The organism is Roseivirga sp. BDSF3-8 (assembly GCF_041449215.1).
Lineage (GTDB): Bacteria > Bacteroidota > Bacteroidia > Cytophagales > Cyclobacteriaceae > JBGNFV01.
This window is the reverse complement of record NZ_JBGNFV010000001.1, coordinates 5,566,172-5,584,636: the sequence shown is the minus strand read 5'-3', so window position 1 is coordinate 5,584,636 and position 18,465 is coordinate 5,566,172. Positions and strand designations below refer to the sequence as shown.

Annotated in this window: 23 protein-coding genes; 4 read left to right on the top strand and 19 right to left on the bottom strand. The window is 42.6% G+C overall.

Translation table 11 applies throughout. From position 1 onward, the window contains the following. Positions 1-36: 36 nt before the first annotated feature. From AB9P05_RS22690 to AB9P05_RS22645, 10 genes are all read right to left on the bottom strand, one after another. Positions 37-2,289, bottom strand: a complete 2,253-nt coding sequence (locus AB9P05_RS22690; RefSeq protein WP_371911128.1) for a sodium-translocating pyrophosphatase — start codon at positions 2,287-2,289, stop codon at positions 37-39. Between the two features lie 113 nt (positions 2,290-2,402). Next, a complete protein-coding gene (locus tag AB9P05_RS22685) occupies positions 2,403-3,455 on the bottom strand; it encodes a ligase-associated DNA damage response exonuclease (protein WP_371911127.1) in 1,053 nt (350 codons plus the stop codon). Positions 3,456-3,509: 54 nt separating this feature from the next. Then, the gene (locus tag AB9P05_RS22680) at positions 3,510-3,971 is read right to left on the bottom strand and encodes a MarR family winged helix-turn-helix transcriptional regulator (protein WP_371911126.1); all 462 of its coding nucleotides are present in this window, start codon (positions 3,969-3,971) and stop codon (positions 3,510-3,512) included. A gap of 88 nt (positions 3,972-4,059) precedes the next feature. Beyond that, entirely contained in the window at positions 4,060-4,698 is a 639-nt protein-coding gene (locus tag AB9P05_RS22675; RefSeq protein WP_371911125.1) for a flavin reductase family protein, read from the bottom strand. Between the two features lies 1 nt (position 4,699). Continuing rightward, a complete protein-coding gene (locus AB9P05_RS22670; RefSeq protein ID WP_371911124.1) occupies positions 4,700-4,945 on the bottom strand; it encodes a hypothetical protein in 246 nt (81 codons plus the stop codon). Positions 4,946-5,019: 74 nt separating this feature from the next. Then, positions 5,020-5,283: a hypothetical protein gene (locus AB9P05_RS22665; protein ID WP_371911123.1), complete on the bottom strand. Its 264-nt coding sequence runs from the start codon at positions 5,281-5,283 to the stop codon at positions 5,020-5,022. Positions 5,284-5,288: 5 nt separating this feature from the next. Then, positions 5,289-5,735 carry a hypothetical protein gene (locus AB9P05_RS22660; protein ID WP_371911122.1) on the bottom strand — a complete coding sequence of 149 codons (447 nt, stop codon included), beginning with the start codon at positions 5,733-5,735 and terminating at the stop codon, positions 5,289-5,291. Between the two features lie 35 nt (positions 5,736-5,770). Beyond that, on the bottom strand, positions 5,771-6,481 hold the full coding sequence (locus tag AB9P05_RS22655) for an SDR family NAD(P)-dependent oxidoreductase (RefSeq protein ID WP_371911121.1): 711 nt from the start codon (positions 6,479-6,481) through the stop codon (positions 5,771-5,773). 79 nt (positions 6,482-6,560) lie between these two features. Beyond that, on the bottom strand, positions 6,561-7,256 hold the full coding sequence (folE, locus tag AB9P05_RS22650; RefSeq protein WP_371911120.1) for a GTP cyclohydrolase I FolE: 696 nt from the start codon (positions 7,254-7,256) through the stop codon (positions 6,561-6,563). Then, a complete protein-coding gene (locus AB9P05_RS22645) occupies positions 7,216-7,626 on the bottom strand; it encodes a 6-pyruvoyl tetrahydropterin synthase family protein (protein WP_371911119.1) in 411 nt (136 codons plus the stop codon). Before AB9P05_RS22645 ends, folE begins: the two co-directional genes overlap by 41 nt. A gap of 267 nt (positions 7,627-7,893) precedes the next feature. Here AB9P05_RS22645 and AB9P05_RS22640 point away from each other — a divergent pair, with 267 nt between their 5' ends. The 3 genes from AB9P05_RS22640 to AB9P05_RS22630 all read left to right on the top strand — a co-directional run bounded on the left by AB9P05_RS22640 (position 7,894) and on the right by AB9P05_RS22630 (position 9,683). After that, positions 7,894-8,550, top strand: coding sequence for a phosphoadenylyl-sulfate reductase (locus AB9P05_RS22640; protein WP_371911118.1), 657 nt, complete (start codon positions 7,894-7,896; stop codon positions 8,548-8,550). Positions 8,551-8,554: 4 nt separating this feature from the next. After that, positions 8,555-9,475, top strand: a complete 921-nt coding sequence (locus tag AB9P05_RS22635) for an NAD-dependent epimerase/dehydratase family protein (protein WP_371911117.1) — start codon at positions 8,555-8,557, stop codon at positions 9,473-9,475. A 70-nt stretch (positions 9,476-9,545) separates the two neighbouring features. Next, a complete protein-coding gene (locus AB9P05_RS22630; RefSeq protein ID WP_371911116.1) occupies positions 9,546-9,683 on the top strand; it encodes a hypothetical protein in 138 nt (45 codons plus the stop codon). An 86-nt stretch (positions 9,684-9,769) separates the two neighbouring features. On the opposite strand, the gene AB9P05_RS22625 is transcribed toward AB9P05_RS22630, so the two are convergent. Continuing rightward, the gene (locus AB9P05_RS22625; RefSeq protein WP_371911115.1) at positions 9,770-10,714 is read right to left on the bottom strand and encodes an ion channel; all 945 of its coding nucleotides are present in this window, start codon (positions 10,712-10,714) and stop codon (positions 9,770-9,772) included. 194 nt (positions 10,715-10,908) lie between these two features. Here AB9P05_RS22625 and AB9P05_RS22620 point away from each other — a divergent pair, with 194 nt between their 5' ends. Next, positions 10,909-11,250 carry a hypothetical protein gene (locus AB9P05_RS22620; RefSeq protein ID WP_371911114.1) on the top strand — a complete coding sequence of 114 codons (342 nt, stop codon included), beginning with the start codon at positions 10,909-10,911 and terminating at the stop codon, positions 11,248-11,250. A 48-nt stretch (positions 11,251-11,298) separates the two neighbouring features. Here the strand turns inward: AB9P05_RS22620 and AB9P05_RS22615 are convergent, their stop codons facing one another. From AB9P05_RS22615 to AB9P05_RS22580, 8 genes are all read right to left on the bottom strand, one after another. Beyond that, the gene (locus AB9P05_RS22615; RefSeq protein WP_371911113.1) at positions 11,299-11,718 is read right to left on the bottom strand and encodes a BrxA/BrxB family bacilliredoxin; all 420 of its coding nucleotides are present in this window, start codon (positions 11,716-11,718) and stop codon (positions 11,299-11,301) included. Between the two features lie 46 nt (positions 11,719-11,764). Further along, complete coding sequence (locus AB9P05_RS22610) at positions 11,765-12,076, bottom strand: iron-sulfur cluster assembly protein (protein WP_371911112.1); 312 nt, start codon at positions 12,074-12,076, stop codon at positions 11,765-11,767. 22 nt (positions 12,077-12,098) lie between these two features. Then, on the bottom strand, positions 12,099-12,536 hold the full coding sequence (locus tag AB9P05_RS22605; RefSeq protein WP_371911111.1) for a SufE family protein: 438 nt from the start codon (positions 12,534-12,536) through the stop codon (positions 12,099-12,101). 5 nt (positions 12,537-12,541) lie between these two features. Beyond that, the gene (locus AB9P05_RS22600; protein ID WP_371911378.1) at positions 12,542-13,807 is read right to left on the bottom strand and encodes an aminotransferase class V-fold PLP-dependent enzyme; all 1,266 of its coding nucleotides are present in this window, start codon (positions 13,805-13,807) and stop codon (positions 12,542-12,544) included. A 7-nt stretch (positions 13,808-13,814) separates the two neighbouring features. Further along, positions 13,815-15,116 carry a Fe-S cluster assembly protein SufD gene (gene sufD / locus AB9P05_RS22595; protein ID WP_371911110.1) on the bottom strand — a complete coding sequence of 434 codons (1,302 nt, stop codon included), beginning with the start codon at positions 15,114-15,116 and terminating at the stop codon, positions 13,815-13,817. 40 nt (positions 15,117-15,156) lie between these two features. Beyond that, positions 15,157-15,918: a Fe-S cluster assembly ATPase SufC gene (gene sufC, locus AB9P05_RS22590; protein WP_371911109.1), complete on the bottom strand. Its 762-nt coding sequence runs from the start codon at positions 15,916-15,918 to the stop codon at positions 15,157-15,159. Positions 15,919-16,080: 162 nt separating this feature from the next. Next, complete coding sequence (gene sufB, locus AB9P05_RS22585) at positions 16,081-17,526, bottom strand: Fe-S cluster assembly protein SufB (protein WP_371911108.1); 1,446 nt, start codon at positions 17,524-17,526, stop codon at positions 16,081-16,083. Between the two features lie 263 nt (positions 17,527-17,789). Continuing rightward, on the bottom strand, positions 17,790-18,260 hold the full coding sequence (locus AB9P05_RS22580) for an Lrp/AsnC ligand binding domain-containing protein (protein WP_371911107.1): 471 nt from the start codon (positions 18,258-18,260) through the stop codon (positions 17,790-17,792). Positions 18,261-18,465: the final 205 nt, after the last annotated feature.

Here is an 18,465-nt window from a genome sequence, read left to right as displayed (position 1 = left end):
TGCAGGCAGCCCTCCGTATAGTGTTCTCAACCAATATTAGTTGGCCTTCTCTATTACTTCAACAACCTCTATTGTCTCAGTTTCGGTTACAGGGCTTTCTTCTGCCTGCACACTGATTTCCTTTACTTCTTCCTGAATAGCAGCAGATTCGCTATGGTCTGTGTCCACGGCTATATGAGGAGCAATGATCAGGGCTACAATAGAGGTAAGCTTAATTAGAATATTCATGCTAGGGCCAGAGGTGTCTTTAAAAGGGTCACCTACCGTATCGCCGGTCACAGATGCTTTATGTGCCTCAGACCCTTTGTATTCGATTTTGCCGTTAATCATGGCGCCTTTCTCGAATGACTTCTTAGCGTTATCCCATGCACCACCTGCGTTGTTCTGGAACATTCCCATAAGTACGCCGGATACGGTAATCCCCGCCAGCATACCGCCAAGGATTTCTGCAGACGAAGCTTCAGCAAAAACGCCTTTCAGTCCAAACCCGACGATAAGAGGGGCTACGAGAGCGATAGCACCAGGCAGGATCATTTCACGAATTGAGGCCTGAGTAGAAATCTCCACGCACTTTTCGTATTCAGGCTTGGCTTTGTATTCCATAATGCCTGGTATTTCACGGAATTGGCGGCGAACTTCTTTCACCATATCCATGGCTGCACGGCCTACTGCGGCGATAGCCAACGAGGAGAAAATGAAAGGTATCATGGCGCCAATAAACAGGGCGGCAAGCACAGGGGCTTTGTAAAGGTCGATAGAGTTAATGCCAGCCACACCTACAAAGGCTGCAAAAAGTGCCAGGGCAGTAAGTGCAGCAGAGGCAATGGCAAATCCTTTACCAGCAGCAGCGGTAGTGTTACCTACTGCGTCAAGGTTATCTGTCCGCTTACGTACTTCCTCAGGAAGACCACTCATTTCGGCTATACCACCGGCATTATCAGCAATAGGACCGAAAGCATCAATAGCAAGCTGCATAGCTGTAGTTGCCATCATACCTGCAGCGGCAATAGCCACGCCGTATAGACCGGCAAAAGAATATGAGCCAACAATGCCGGCTGCCAGTACGAGGATCGGCATTACTGTAGATTCCATACCAACTGATAGGCCACCAATGATGTTAGTTGCATGACCGGTAGAAGACTGGGTTACAATGGAGTTCACGGGACGACGACCCATAGCAGTGTAGTACTCAGTAATTATACTCATGAGTGCACCTACTACCAGACCAATAATAATGGCCACGAAGACATCTAGAGGAGTGAAAGAAAAGCCACGAATGGCCATGCTGTCAGGAAGCATATAAGTAACCAGGAAGTATGAGGCAATGGCTGTTAATATGATTGACGACCAGTTACCAAGGTTCAGTGCCTTTTGTACATTTCCGTTCTCATCTTTAACACGAACGAACCAGGTACCTACAATTGAGAATATAAGACCGAGCCCTGCGATCATCATAGGGAGTAGTACCGGAGCAATACCACCAAAATTATCAACAGATCTGATCTCACGACCAAGTACCATGGTAGCCAGGATAGTAGCTACATATGATCCGAAAAGGTCAGCTCCCATACCGGCGACATCACCTACATTGTCACCTACGTTATCTGCAATAGTAGCGGGGTTTCTGGGGTCATCCTCAGGGATTCCAGCTTCAACTTTTCCTACCAGGTCGGCCCCTACGTCAGCAGCTTTAGTATAAATACCACCACCTACACGAGCAAAAAGGGCAATACTTTCCGCACCAAGGGAAAATCCTGCAAGTACTTCCAAAGCTTTTTCCATGGCAAGGCCATTTACATCGGCACCGGTGTTAACCACATAAATTGTGTAAAACACAATGAAAAGGGAACCAAGTCCGAAAACAGCAAGTCCTGCTACCCCGAGTCCCATTACGGAGCCTCCGGTGAATGATACTTTTAACGCTTGTGCAAGGCTGGTACGAGCAGCCTGGGTTGTACGAACATTAGCTTTGGTAGCGACATTCATACCAATATAGCCGGCAAGTGCAGAGAATACAGCACCTATAACGAAAGATATCGCTACGACAGGGCTAGAGTTCTCTACCGTGGTTCCGGACCAGGCAAGAAGAGCGCCTGCTATCACAGCAAAAATGGCCAGTACTTTCCATTCCGCTTTGAGGAACGCCATAGCCCCTTCGGCAATATGACCGGCAAGTTCCATCATGTTTTTATCACCAGCGTCTTGCTTAGATATCCAGGCAGATTTTACGGCCATAACTATTAGACCGATAATGCCCAGAAAGGGAATCACGTAAATGATTGAATCCATTCTTTCTTCGTCGTTATTTTAAAATCCCGACAAAGATAGAAGATGAGGGAAATAATTAAAATTATTTAATGGTGAGCTAAAACATTCCTGCTTTTTGTTCGTACTAAAGTGTCTTACGCTTCATTCAGTTCCTTTTCGGTATTTTGTGATGAACTACCTTCATTAATTTCTGAGAGTTCACCCTCATATTGAGTTTTTACCTCCTCAGCATCAATACCTTTACCCTTTAGCCAAAAACTGAATGCTGCTGTATAGCCATGAGTGACAAATACTTTTTGAGCCCCCGTGGCTTTTACTGCTTCGTTCAGTCCATTCCAGTCTGCATGGTCACTTAGTATAAATCCCCGGTCTACAGCCCTTCTGCGTTTGGCTCCGCGTAAATTCATCCATCCGCTGCCTATGGCTGAGCTATAAGGACGGAATTTTCTTATCCAGGAGGAGCCAAGGGCTGAGGGTGGAGCCACTATGAGGCTTCCGGGAAACTCTTTCTTATTAGTATCTGCGGTGACTCTTTCCGTGTCGGGGAGCTTTAAACCCGCTTGTAAAAGAGCTTCATTAGTATTGTGAATAGCCCCGTGTACAAAGATTTTTCCGATAGAGGGGTCTATATTGGTAAGCATTCGTTGAGCTTTTCCTAATGCATAGCCGCAGAGAATAGATGCTTTTCCTTCGCTCTTATTTTTTTGCCACCATTGATTCACTTCTTTGAATATGTCTGCCTGTTTTTCCCATTTATAAATGGGTAACCCAAAAGTTGATTCTGTGATAAAGGTATGACAGCCTACAGGCTCAAAGGGGGTGCAAAAACCGTCATCTTCTGTTTTATAATCGCCACTGGCTACCCATACTTCATCTTTATAGGTTACTCTGGCCTGGGCAGATCCGGGAATGTGACCCGCCGGAAAAAATGTTACCTGTACACCATTGATCATGCGAGGTTCACCATAGTCAATACCTTCACAGGTTATATCATGTCCTAGCCGGTGTTTTAAAACAGGTATAGAATGGAGATGAGAAAGATAATATTTGCTACCCCACCGGGCATGGTCAGAGTGAGCATGAGTTATGATCGCACGGTTCACAGGCTTCCAGGGATCAATAAAAAATTTACCTTGCGGGCAATAAATACCTTTGTCAGTAAAAACAAGAAGGGGTTTTCTACTCATGTGAAGAAAACCCCCTGTGATAGGCAATGTTTAGGATGTATACGTATAGGCTTTTCAGTCTCTCAATCTGTCGAGCAGTTCATTCAATAAGTCTGCTTCCTCAGTAGAAAGCTTTCTGAAATCTTCTTCAAGGACTTTTACGCTATTATCCATTTTTTGAAGAAGGTTTACTCCCTTGTCTGTAATGGTTACTGTGACAGCCCTCCGGTCCTCCCTGTCCTGATGCCGCTCCACCAGTCCTTTTACTCTAAGCCTTTCCACTATGCGGGAGGCATCAGACATTTTATCCAACATACGGTTTTTAATCACGTTTACCGATGCGCCGTCCGATTGATGGCCGCGAAGAATGCGAAGGACGTTGTATTGCTGACGGGTGAGGCCATATTTCTTAAAAAAAGCATTGGCCTTGTAAATGATGTGATTTGAGGTGTAGATTAGGTTAATAAGAGATTTTTGATATACTCCGCTAAACTCTTTCTGATGGATATCCTCCGATAAACCCATGGCAATATTCATAATAATTGACTTAAAGATGACCGATGTTTACACGTACAATCTTTAATGTCACTTTGCCTAAAATGTAACCCTGAGTATGAGAAAAAAATTATTGGATTTCGGATAATGGCTTGGCCGGTTTAGGGTAGGATAGGCGTGCCAAGGATGAGGTGGTGTGATATTTGTCAAGCCCTGAGCAAGTTATGGTTTTTATAGCTTCCAGGTCAATAAATCCGTCTTCTTGAATTATTTTTGGGGGAATGGTCAGTTCTTCTACCTTACCTACTATCAATACAGTATCATTCATTAAAATATACTTCTCCTGAAACCGTAATCCGATTCTTAGAAATGACTCTTTAACATAGGGAGCAGAAATTTGGCCTGTATAAAGAGGGGTGAGGCCAGTACTGTCAAACTCACTGACCTGGTAACGTGCGCTGGTTTGGTGTGCCTGCTTGAATATGCCTGGGTGAATATGGTTAATGGTAAAAACTTCTGTAGAGAGTATGTTCTCCAACGTATGTCTGGGTACGGAGTGCGGTCTGAATAAAATACCCATAAGCGGAGGTGTGGCCCCCACATGGATTACCTGACTAAAAACAGATAAATTAGTTTCCCTGTTTTCTGAAATTGTACCGATTAAGTTGACACTCTTAAATCCACTAAGACAATTTATAAGATTTCTTCGAAAGAATTTTTCCATTCCTTCAATGTCTTTTCCGGTATAATGAATGGAAGATTCGTTCACTTTATTCAGGTTTTGGAGTCGAAAGAGTTTTCTTTATAGTCTTAAGTTCACTTTCCAGACGTTTAGCGTGATCTACCGCCATTTGCATCATCGTCCTTTGAGAAGAAATTTGCTCTTTCAAAAAGCTGATCTCATCCGTAAGCTCATCAACTTCATGTTGATACTGTTCCTGAAGCTGTGACTTTTGCTTCTGGATTTTTTTTAATTCTTCCCTGAAAATAAGAAATGCCTCAGGAGGGGTTCGCATAAATAATAATTGTTAATGGTAACTTAGTAGATGCTATTCAGGGTGGTAGTCGGTAATAGATGGGGCACAAAACCTTAATGCATGCTGGTTTTATGCAGGTTTTTCATAGAGTTTACTTTATGTTTAAGGTTTTCTAACTGATGCTCCAGTTTGTTCGCATAGCGGATGATTTTTCTTAGGACTTCATGCTGGTCAGATAACTCTTTCTTAAGAACGTGAGCATTGTCATGAAAGGTAGATCTGATTTCTGTTATCCTGGTTTCCAAAGCAACTATCTCAGCCTTCTCTAAATCTATCTGAGCTTTAAGCTTATCCACATCCGTATCAGCTACTTCCATGCATTTTAATTTTCCAGTGCCTCTTTCAGCGATTCGTAATACCTGATATCCAGTTTATCAAGATCTAAATCAGGGTTTTCGCGCAATATCTTTTCGCGCCCGATCTTAACTGAATCACGAAACACTTCATCTTCCGGAAGCAGTTTGCGGTGCTTTTTCAAGCCGTATTGAAACACATCCATCTTCCATTGAGTGAAATACCATTCCATACTCGGTTGATGAAATACTTTCAACGAGCGCTTATCAAAGACCAATTTTTCTATTTGGTCATTTTGTTTTACGAATTCGCCAACCTTATGGAATATTATTTTGAACTCTTCGATCGGTATGTAAGTGTCAGTTGCCTGGACGATTACACAGTTGTTTTTCCGGTCAATGAAGATGCTCGCGCGTTTTGCTGCGGAGTAAAGTTCAAGTTCGTTGTAGATGCCTTCTTCAAGTACAGTTTGCATGTAATTGTAGGTATAATGGTTTAATTAATTATTTGTCAAATAGGCCGTAAGGTTGATAATCCGCCATCAAGAGATAAAACTTGTCCGGTTATCCATGTGTTTTCATCTGAAAGAAGAAACATAGAAGCGGATGCAATGTCTTCTGGTTTGCCATATCTTCCGATCGGGTGTCTTTTTTTTCCTGCCTCACGCTTATCCTCACTGTTAAGAAGGTTTTCTGCAAGAGGGGTATCGGTAAGGCTGGGGGCTATACAGTTAACCCGTATATTCTTTTGAGCCCACTCGCAAGCGAGCGATCTTGCGAGCCCTTCTATTGCTGATTTGGCAGATGCTATGCTGGTATGAAAATTCAGGCCTACTTTTGCTGCAACAGTGCTAAATAGAACAATACTGGCATTTTCTGCCTTAACCAGTTTTTTATATACTTTCTGCAGAACTTTGACAGCACCCAGAACATTAATAGTATAGTCCTCTAAAAATTGCTCTGAAGAAAGAGCCTGAAAAGGTTTTAAGGTGATAGTGCCAATGGCATAAACTACGCCGTGTAATTGATCAGGCAAATCATTTAACTGGTCATCTAAGTCATTTACGTCCAAAGCTATGCTGTTTACCCCATCGGGGAGGTCATTACCGCTGCGGCTAGTGCCATATACAGTAGCTCCTTTATCTATTAATTGACTGGCAATGAGCTCTCCAATGCCTGAATTCGCACCTAATATTAAAAAATTTTGTGAGTTAAATCCCATATCTACGGTGAATTATATCAGGATAGCCACAAGGTAGTAGCTATCCATTATTAAAAAATCATCACCGCCCAGATAGAAGTTATTCTCCTAAGGTTATCAGGCGAAGGAACTCATTTTTAGTGCCTTCTTCCTGAAATTTACCACTATAATGGGCGGTCACTGTGCTGCTATTAACGTCATTCACTCCCCGTGAAGCCACACACATGTGCAAAGCGTCCAGCACTACAGCTACATGTTCAGTTTGTAAGGTTTCCTTGAGCTCATTGGCAATTTGCACAGTAAGCCTTTCCTGTACCTGCGGCCTTTTAGCATAATACTGAACAATCCGATTAATCTTACTGAGCCCTATTACTTTACCACTACTTATGTAAGCCACATGAGCTTTGCCATATATTGGTACGAAGTGATGTTCACAATTACTGTGAAAAGTAATGTCTTTTTCGAGTAAAATTTCGTCGTAGCGATACTTATTATCGAAGAGGGTTGCTTTAGGCTTGTTTTTAGGGTCAAGTCCACTAAAAACTTCCTTAATATACATTTTAGCAACCCGGTGGGGGGTGCCTTGAAGACTGTCATCGTTGAGGTCTAACCCGAGAATTTCCATGATTTTTCTAAAATGCTTCTCGATAAGCTCAATTTTGAGATCATCATCCATTTCAAAAGCATCCGGACGCAGAGGGGTGTCGAAGGAAGAGGCGACATGCTCATCGCCGATTTCATCTATATTCAGACCATTAATCTGCGGGGTACTCAACAATGTTTCTTTCTGTTTCATAAAGAGTAACTTTAAGCTCTAAGCTCGGATCGATTTCTTTTCTCAGAATATTCCAAATAACCACTGCAATGTTTTCGGCTGTCGGATTAAGGCTTCTGAATTCATCGGTATCCTGATTTAGGTTTTTATGATCAAATTTTTGAATGACTTTGTCACGAATGAGGTCACTTAAAACCTTCATGTCATATACATATCCCGTTTCGGGATCCGGTTCACCAATCAGTTTAACGTAAAGGTCATAGTTATGGCCATGAAAATTAGGGTTATTACATTTGCCAAAAACTTTTTCGTTTTTTTCGTCTGTCCATTTAGGGTTATACAACCTGTGGGCAGAATTGAAATGCTCTTTACGAATGACGGCTACTTTCATACAATTATCGAACGTAACTTACGATTCTTTGTTTAAAAAATTTCCTTATTTGTTAAACAAAAATACCTGGCCAGTATCAAATATACGAAAGCCATACTTGTTTAAGGCAATGGCTTCATCGAAATACCCACTTTTTACCTGCTTCCGACTAATGTAATTTGATTTATAGATAGTTTCCACCTATGCTTCAAAAGGGTGAACCCAGAATAGTATAAATGCGTTCCGACATGGAAATTTAGTGCAGAATTGGCAATATTGCGCGTAGATATGACAATTACGGAGATTAAGGATTACCTGGACCGGTACGAGGAAGAAGGCAAGCAGATGTTTACCACTTCATCATTTCAAACTCATAGCTTGGTACTTTTACATATTATTAGCCGGGTTAAGCCAGAGATTCCGGTATACTTCATAAATACCGGATACCATTTTCCTGAAACTCTTCGCTTTCGGGATTTGATCACTGAGCAATTTGGGCTGAAATTGATTGACCTTCATACCTCCACACCCCGTAACATGCAGTGTGGGAGTGATGGCCGCTTACTATTTACGTCAGATCCTGACTATTGTTGTTTTCTGAATAAAACCATGCCTCTGGAAGGAGTGCTCCAATCCTATGATGTATGGATTAACGGGGTTCGCCGGGATCAGAGTGCTGTGAGAAAAGCGATGAAAACTGAGCAGCCTGCTCCGCATGGTACGGTGCGATTTCATCCCATGCTGGATTGGAATGCCAGACAAATCTTTAGGTACCGAAAAGAATATGATCTGCCTGAACATACATTGGACGCTCAGGGCTATATGAGTATTGGATGCGAACCGTGTACTCGCAGGATAGATCCTGACATGCAGGAGCGCGAAGCTCGCTGGTATGGACTAAATAAAACCGAATGTGGGCTTCACACGGACCTTGTGAGCAAATAGAGTTATGAAAATATTTATAACCGGCGGAGCCGGATATATCGGGACAGCCCTGGCGGAAAAGCTTGCAGTTCTTGATGAAATAAAAGAGATCGTACTGTTCGATAACCTTTCCCGTCCAAACTATAATCTTTTTCTAGGTAACCCTATTCCTAATGGGAACAAAGTACACTTTGTAAAAGGGGATCTTTTGGATACTAGAAAGCTGAAGAAAGAGGTGGTTGGGGCCGATGTAGTGTATCATCTGGCTGCTAAAGTGACGACACCTTTTGCAAATAGTGATCCTCATAGCTATGAACAGGTTAACCACTGGGGTACTGCTGAACTAGTGTATGCGCTAGAAGAACAGAAGGTAAGTAAGTTGATCTACCTAAGCAGCACCTCAGTTTATGGTGCTACAGATGAAGAAGTGGATGAATACTCACCAGTAAATGCTAAAACTTACTATGGATTAAGTAAATTACGTGGAGAGAAACATGTGCAGCGGCTTGCCGACAAAGTGAACGCCTTGGTTATCCGTTGTGGTAATGTTTATGGGTACAATAAATCCATGCGATTTGATGCCGTGATCAATCGTTTTATGCTTGATGCTCATTTTAATCGCCGGATCAGCATTCATGGTAATGGAAAACAGGTAAGGGCTTTCATTCATATAAACAGGGCTGCAGCGAGCCTGGCCTCAATGGCAGTGGGTAGTATGGAAAGCGGCGTGTATAATCTTGTAGATAGAAATCTGCAGGTCCTCGATATAGTTGATGTGCTTAAAGAGATCTATCCTGACCTGGAGTTTATTTTTGTGGATCAGCACATTGGCCTTAGGGAGTTAAAAGTAAATTCTGTTAAGACAGAACTGGATCATGTACTGCAGCAAAACTCTGATGACATCAAATCCGAACTAATTGATTTCAAGAATCAATTTTCATTTTAAGCATAAGAGAGAATTGATTAAGTAGGTTTTTAGGGTATATTGGTCGCTTCTTATTTAACTAAATGTAATTATGAAAAAGCAAAGAATTAAACTGAACGACCTTAAAGTAGCCTCTTTCCTGACTAATGTAAAAAAGGATATTAAAGGTGGACGTGTTGACTCATGGCAAGGACACTCGCAATGTGACGGTTGTCATATATCGCACTAAGAAGTACGAAGCTTTAGATATAAGCCTGGCAATGTCAGGCTTTTTTATTGGCTTTTCTTAGTAGCTAATCAGCATTAGTACTGACCTTAATTAGGGACATGACTCCTCTGGTCCTCGATTGATTCATACTCATCCAGCCAATGCATGGGAAAAATTATGTCTCCTTGATCGTCGGTGTAAAAAGGGTGGCGAAATTTTGCGTCCCATATAAGGTCTTCGTGAACGTAACTAAAGCGGGTATGTACATCCTGGCTAAAGGTGTCATCAAAACCTGTTATTAAAACCAGCAACTCTACATCCTTCATTTTTAAATCATCAAGGTTGAAGTTGTATAGCGGACTGCTTTCATCTATGTCATGTACAAGCGTCCAGTTTAGAGGGAAAAAGTGGATATGATTAAGACGGAGGGGGAGCTGGTGGTAGTTTCTGGTAAACCCCTCTTCAGTATGGTCAATAAGTTTGAGCATTACTACCGCATTTAGGTTTACAAGCATGTTTTTCCGTTGGTTTGCGATTCGAAGCTGTAATGACCGGTTCCCTTTATCATCCCGGACAAATAAGGCCTTATGGCTAAAACGGATGCGGGCGCTTGGTCTGGAGAAACGCCCATATAGCAGACCGGTAATAATCGCGAAAAGTCCCCAGCCTAACACCGTTTCGAAGCTGGATATCACACTGCTAAGGTGGCCTGATGGGTGCATGGCCCCGTAACCTACTGTAGTGAAACTCTGGAAACTAAAATACAAGCAGCTTAAAAATGCGTCAATCCAACTGCCACCCATAGTATGGCCTATTGTTTCAGCTCCAGCCATCATGTACAGTGATGCAAAGATGATATTAATAATCAGGATGACAGCTAGTGTAAAAGATAGGAACTTTATCCACCCCATATTGATAAGGCTGATATACCCATCACTATAACTGTAGGGCACTATTTTTTTTACATTGAAAGATCCGTCTTTATTAATGATCCTCTTTGTCTTGCGCCGGTATTTGACACCTGTGCCCGGATCCTTTGATTTTTCTGACATTTATAAAATTATAGTAACCATATGTAGGTAAAGTACAAACAAAATATTGGTAAAGGTTTTTTCAACAACTATTTATTTGTATCTTATATATGTGTGTACGGGTTGTAAGACGAGAATTATCGCCAAGTGCCCGGGTGTTGTCTTAACGGATCAAGTATTGAATAAATGACGTAAAATCCAAAAGTAAAAAAAGCGTGAAACGTATTGCAGGAAGGTGCCTGACAGTAGCTTGTCTCTGTCTACTTCCGATTTTTTCATCTGGCTTCACATTTCCCGATTTCCCGGGTAATTCTGAAGAAGCCGTATTGGCACTATTAAGCGATGTGGATATTGCCGAATACCAGGAAAGTCTGATCGGCCAAAAGACTCCTGCTAAAATGGAGGTGTTGGTCTATAATCAAAGTAGTGACCTCGTTTTCAAACAGAGTTTTGATTCCGGTGAGGAAGCCTCGAGAGATAAAAAATTATTAAGGTTACTGAGGAAATGTGATGTCGTAGTTAAATCAGAGTCTTCGGTGCTTTATATGCTAAAATAAAAGGCTGCCTGTAGATAATACAGGCAGCCTTTTTATTTATCAGTCTGATCAATTGCAGAATTCTTCAAAAACTTCTGCCAGGTGCGCACTGATCATTTCAGCATTTCTACCTTCTATGTGATGACGCTCTATAAAGTGCACCAACTCCCCATCTTTAAATAAAGCTATAGAGGGAGAGGAAGGAGGGTAGGGGGCTGTATATTGCCTTACCTTGTTTACGGCGTCCTTGTCCACTCCGGCAAAAACGGTCATAAGGTTATTAGGATGCTTTTCAGTCTTCTGAAGGGCCATTTTCACACCAGGACGCGCGGAACCGGCAGCACAGCCACAAACTGAGTTGATTACTATAAGAGAAGTGCCGGAGTGGTTACCAAGATGATTCTCCACGTCCGCGGCAGTTTTCAATTCTGTAAAACCAGCTACCACCAAATCTTCCCGCATAGGGGCTACTAATTCTTCGGGGTACATATTTGTATAGTTAAAATATTGAAAATCAATTAAGTGTAAGTAGGGGTTACATGAATCCAAGTTCAAGCTTTGCCGCCTCTGACATCATATCCTGATGGTAGGGCGGATCAAAAGTGACTTCAACTTTTACCTCATTCACACCTTCTATTTCTTTAATATTCTGTTCTACCTCCGCAGGTAAAGCTTCTGCTGCAGGGCATGCGGGGGAGGTAAGGGTCATGAGTACATAGACATTATCCACAGGGTATACATTGATCTCGTAGATCAGCCCTAACTCATATATATTGACGGGAATCTCAGGATCATAGACCAACTGGATCTTTTCAAGTACTTTATCTCTTAACGTCGCTTCTTCCATAATCAATAATTGTTGGATTAGGTCAGTGTTCCATTTTCACCTTGCATGCCTGGGCATAATTTCGCATTTGCTTGATCATAGCGGCAAACCCATTACTTCTTTGAGTACCAATAAACCTGCTCATGCCTATTTTTTCAGGGAAATAAATTTCAGCACTTAATATGTCGTCCGGGCTACGGTCGTTTAGTACTCTTCTAAGCAGCGATACAAGTCCTTTGGTAATTTCAGTATTACTATCGCACTGCCACTGTACACGGTCATTTTCCATTTCAGGGTACAACCAAACCTTTGATTGACACCCTTTTACTATGTTATCCTCTGTACGATAGGCTTCATCCATAGCCGGCATTTTCTGCCCTAGTTCCATCATGTAGAAAACGGTCATCTCCATGTCACCGCTTAATACTGAAAACTCCTCTATGATTTCATCCTGGACTTCCTGAATACTCTTTTCTGCCATGTTGCTTACTTTCTCATTCTGCTGATAATACGACCCAGACCTTCTACCAGTCTGTCTATTTCCTGCTTAGTATTATAAACAGCAAAAGATGCTCTAATGGTGCCATCAATATTAAAACGATCCATGAGAGGTTGGGTACAGTGGTGCCCCGTTCGTACGGCTACTCCTTGAGTATCCAGCATCATTCCTACGTCAAAATGGTGCAAACCCTCCATAATGAAGCTTATAACGCTAACCTTATCTTTTGCGACACCCACCGGGCGAAAACCATCTAAATTCATAAGGCCCTCATAAGCATAGGCCATAAGTTCATTTTCATGATACCTGATTGCCTTTTTATCCAGTCTTGTCACGAAGTTGACTGCCTCTTTAAGGGCTACTATATCAGCTATATTTGGAGTGCCAGCCTCAAATTTATATGGGATGTCGTTATAAGTAGTTTTTTCGAAGGTGACGTCCTTAATCATCTCACCACCACCAAAGAAAGGTGGCATTACCTCCAGTAATTCACGCCGGCCGTATAATGCTCCACTACCCGTAGGTCCATAAACCTTGTGACCGCTCATTACAAAAAAGTCGCAACCAAGATCCTGTACATCAATATCCATATGAGCAGTGGACTGGGCACCATCAACGAGTACTTTAGCGCCTGCCTGATGAGCTTTTGAAATAATCTCCTTTACAGGGTTGATAGTACCGAGGCTATTAGATGCATGCACCACACTTACAAAGGCGGTTTTTTTGCCTAGGAGTTTGTCAAAAGCCTCCATGTCCAGTTCGCCATTCTCTTTGACAGATATTACCTTAATGACTGCCCCTGTAGCTTCAGCCACTAATTGCCATGGCACAATATTGGAGTGGTGCTCCATACCTGACAGAATGATCTCGTCACCCTCTTTGAAAAAGTGGCGTCCATAACTGGAGGCTACAAGGTTTATACCGTTAGTTACCCCGCTGGTAAATATTATTTCTTCCGTTTCAGGTGCGTTCAGAAACTTCCTTATGGTTAGCCTAGTCTCCTCAAACGCTGCTGTAGCTTTTTCAGCCAAGGTATGGATGCCACGGTGAATATTTGCATTATACTCACTGTAATAAGCACTTAATGCATTGATAACCCCAGAAGGCTTCTGGGTGGTAGCCGCATTATCGAAGTAGGCCAAGGGTTTACCGTTCACTTCCTGTTCTAGAATAGGAAACTCCTGGCGTACTTTATTTATGTCGAAACGGTCGATAGCAGTTGTGCTTTGTACTGCGTGATCGGTGTTGGCCATAAGGTTGTTAAGCGTTAAGTCTTTCTCCAACAATACTATCTATATACTTGCGGAGAGGTTCTATGTTAATCTGCTCAGTTACTTCAGACGCGAAGGCCCCCAGTAACATTGCACGGGCCTGTTCAGCTCCAAGTCCACGTGACATAAGGTAGAAGACCTGCTCCTCATCCAGTTGCCCCGTGGTAGCTCCATGTGAACACTTGACATCGTCAGCCCAGATCTCTAGCTGAGGTTTCGTGTTTATCGTTGCATCATTACTAAGGAGCAGGTTTTTGTTGGATTGAAAGGCGTTGGTCTTTTGCGCATCCTGCCTTACAAAGATTTTACCGTTGAATACGGCGTTACTTCTATCAGCCATTACTCCTTTGTAAAGTTCATTGCTAAAAGAGTGAGGCTTTTTGTGGTCCACAACTGTGTGATTATCCACGTGCTGCTTTCCGGTAGGAAGGTACAGTCCGATCATATGTGCTTCGCAATTCTCAGCATCCAGCACAATGTTAAGGTTATTGCGAACAGTTCCACCAGTAAGGTTTATGGTAACGTCGTGGTAGTGACTGTCGCGGGACTGGTGGACCATGGTATGGCCTGCATGAATAGTGTTCTCGTTTTCCAGACCCACTTTGTAGTGTTCTACGCGGGAATTCTTTTTTAGGATGATCTCGGTGGCGGTGTTTACAAAAGATGGGTTGTTTCCCTGGCTATGAAAAACCTCAACCAGACTGATATTAGCAGAAGGCTCCGCTACAACAAGGCTGTGCACCTGTGCTACACTTTGCTTCTGACTACTGTCGGCGATATGGTATATATACAGAGGAGTACCTGCTTTACGATCTGTCCCTGCTTTAATGATAAGGCCATCCTGGGAAAAAGATGCATTAAGTGCTGCCCAACTATCCTGGGTTATAAAGGGGTGAGTACCGTAATGCTCACTTAATAAATCCGTAAGATTACCGCCTTCTGACAGAATGGTTATTTCCAATCCGTTGCTAAGTTGGCTATATTGTGAAGCATACTGCCCATTAATAAAGACCACCCGATCGCCTACTGCATCAGGAATGAAATGAGGTGTGGGATCAAGGTCCGAAGGAGTAGCGTGACCGAGTCCCTCTTCCAGATCAAATTGCTTCTCAATTAACTTGGTAAGAGGAGTATATTTGTATTCCTCATCACGACTGTTAGGAAGACCGTTTTCTTGTAGGTATTCAAATGCATTTTTGCGAGCCTGCAGGGAGGCTTTGCTATGATTACCGGTCAAGCTGTCAAATACTTCCTGTAATTTATGTTCTGGTGCAGAGGTTTCTGCCATCATCTTCTAATTTGGAAATCCAAAAACGTTTTTAGAATTAAGATCAGGCCTGGGCGGCATTAGCCTCCTCTTTAATCCAGTCATAGCCCTTTTCTTCAAGTTCCATTGCCAATTCCTTGCTGCCTGATTTTACGATACGGCCGTTATACAGAACGTGAACATAATCAGGAACGATGTAATCAAGCAAGCGCTGATAATGGGTCACTACTACGGTAGCATTGTCTTTACCCTTAAGCTTATTTACGCCATTTGAAACGATACGAAGGGCATCAATATCAAGACCAGAATCAGTTTCGTCAAGGATGGCAAGCTTAGGCTCCAGCATAGCCATCTGAAATATCTCATTCCGCTTCTTTTCACCACCTGAGAAGCCCTCATTTAATGAACGACTAAGCAAGGCCTGATCTATTTCCACCAGCTTCATTTTTTCTTTCATTGTCTGAAGAAAGCTAACAGCATCCATAGGATCAAGACCCCGGTGTGCTCTTACCTGGTTAACCGCTGTTTTGAGAAAGTTGGTGGTACTAACGCCAGGAATTTCGACAGGGTACTGAAAAGCAAGAAACAGGCCTTCTCTGGCACGTTCCTCAGGCCCCATATCTAACAGGTCTTTATCCAGAAACTGTACGCTTCCCTGCTCTACTTTGTAGTCTTCACGTCCGGCAAGAACTGAAGCCAGTGTACTTTTACCTGAACCGTTTGGCCCCATAATAGCGTGGACTTCTCCTGGTTTAACCTCAAGGTTAATACCTTTTAGGATGGCTTTTCCATCCACCGATGCGTGCAAATTCTTAATGCTAAGCATTCCTTGTAGCGTTTATTAATTTATTACGGACAGGCCGAAAAGGCCCCTGTAAAATTGGCGTTTTATCACTAAAACAAAGGAAGGCGCTCAATAGGCAAGTATGCCAACTTTTGATGCCTTCCAATATATTTGTAAGGTGCCGTGCACCCCTTAAAAATTCGATTACCCTACACTGCCCTCCAGTGTTAGTGCGAGAAGTTTTTGGGCTTCTACAGCAAACTCCATGGGCAGTTGGTTTAATACCTCTTTGCAGTACCCATTTACAATCAGGGCCACAGCATCTTCAGTGTCTATTCCACGCTGATTACAATAGAAGATTTGATCCTCACCAATCTTAGAGGTGGTAGCCTCATGCTCTACCTGAGCTGTCTGGTTCTTTATCTCTATATATGGGAAGGTATGCGCACCACATCTGTCACCCATCAGAAGTGAATCACACTGACTGAAGTTCCTGGCATTTTCGGCACGCTTCATTACTTCTACCAGCCCACGGTAGCTATTCTGGCTTTTACCTGCACTTACCCCTTTAGATACAATGCGGCTGCGGCTATTCTTACCAATGTGAATCATTTTGGTGCCGGTATCAGCTTGCTGCATATTATTAGTTACAGCTACAGAGTAAAACTCGCCAATTGAGTTATCTCCCTTCAGGATACAACTCGGATACTTCCAAGTTATGGCGGATCCGGTCTCTACCTGCGTCCAGGAAATTTTAGAATTATCACCGGCGCACAATCCTCGCTTAGTTACAAAGTTGTAAATGCCGCCCTTACCGTTCTTATCGCCAGGATACCAGTTTTGTACTGTAGAATATTTCACCTCTGCATCTTTGGCTGCGTATATTTCTACTACCGCTGCGTGCAACTGGTTTTCGTCCCGCTGCGGAGCGGTACACCCTTCAAGGTAACTAACGTAGCTACCTTCCTCAGCCACGATGAGTGTGCGCTCAAACTGGCCCGTGTTAGCTGCATTTATTCGGAAGTAGGTGCTTAATTCCATTGGGCACCGTACGCCTTTAGGTATGTAGCAGAAACTACCATCACTAAATACGGCAGAATTAAGGGCGGAATAGTAATTGTCGTTAACAGGTACAACGGAGCCTATATATTTTTTTACAAGCTCGGGATGTTCCTTTACTGCTTCACTGAATGAGCAGAAAATGATTCCGAGTTCGCCAAGTTTTTCTTTAAATGTGGTGGCTACGGAAACACTGTCTAATACAGCATCCACTGCCACACCAGTAAGGCGCTTCTGCTCAGTTAAACTAATGCCGAGTCTCTCAAAGGTTTTCCTTAATTCAGGATCTACTTCATCCAGGCTCTTAGGTTTGGCCTTTTGCTTAGGAGCGGAGTAGTAAATTATGTCCTGAAAGTCGATTCTTGGAAATAGCACATTGGCCCACTCCGGGGCTTTCATTTTCTGCCATTGCCTGTAAGCTTTCAGTCGCCACTCGAGTAGCCACTCAGGTTCCTCTTTCTTCGCAGAAATGAACCTGACAATCTCTTCGTTAAGGCCCTTAGGGGCTGAATCGGCATCGATTTTCGACTCCCAACCATATTTGTAATCGGAGTTAGTGAACTCCTCAAGTATTTGGGTGTCTTTGCTCATGTGACAGTATTTTATTTAGACTAATTTCAGATATCGTTACGTATACAACGTAGCTATTGCTTCAAAGGTTGCTAAACGTAACCCTTTGATAATGGGATAAAAGCGCTCAAAAAAATGGCCATTCCGGCACCTCAAAGAGGTTTAAATCCCTTCATTTCAACAGCAAATGTAAGGAAGAAATTCCAAATTGCAGAAGTGGGCCGATAGTAATTCTATATCGGGTGATAGGATCGCTCTATCCTGATGATGAATGAGTTTGTTATTTACAGGTCGGCAAGCTGGATAGGCCTATCCAGGCTCTCTTCCAGGCTGATAAAGGTTTCGGTGCGATCAATACCATTCACCTGCTGAATTTTGTCATGCAGGACTTCCCGGAGGTGCTGGGTGTCTTTACACACTACTTTGGCGAAGATACTGTAATTGCCTGTGGTGTAATGAATGTTAATGATCTCGGGCACCTTTTTCAATTCTTCAATGACATTACTATATAAGGAGCTTTTTTCAAGATAGATCCCGAGAAATGCAACGATATCGAAGCCAAGCTTACTATAGTCGATATGAAAGCCGCTGCCGGTTACGATGCCTGTTTCCTCCATCTTCTTCATTCGGACGTGCACGGTACCCCCTGAAACAAATACCTTTTTTGCTATTTCAGTGTAGGCCATTTTGGCATCCTGGGCCAATAGCGAAAGAATCTTGAGGTCGATGTTGTCAATTTCGTAATTTTTACCCATCTGCCAGATATGCTATTTAGTTATTTTTAATTAATCCCATGTAAAAATAAGAAATATCGAATAATTTTCAATAATTGTTGATACAATTTTAAATTTAGGTGTGGTTTATTACCTTTGTTATATCCGAAAGGCAAAAAAGATTGTAAATCGGATCGTTATTTAAGAATACACTGTAGGATGATGGAACTGGCAAACATGCCCTCCT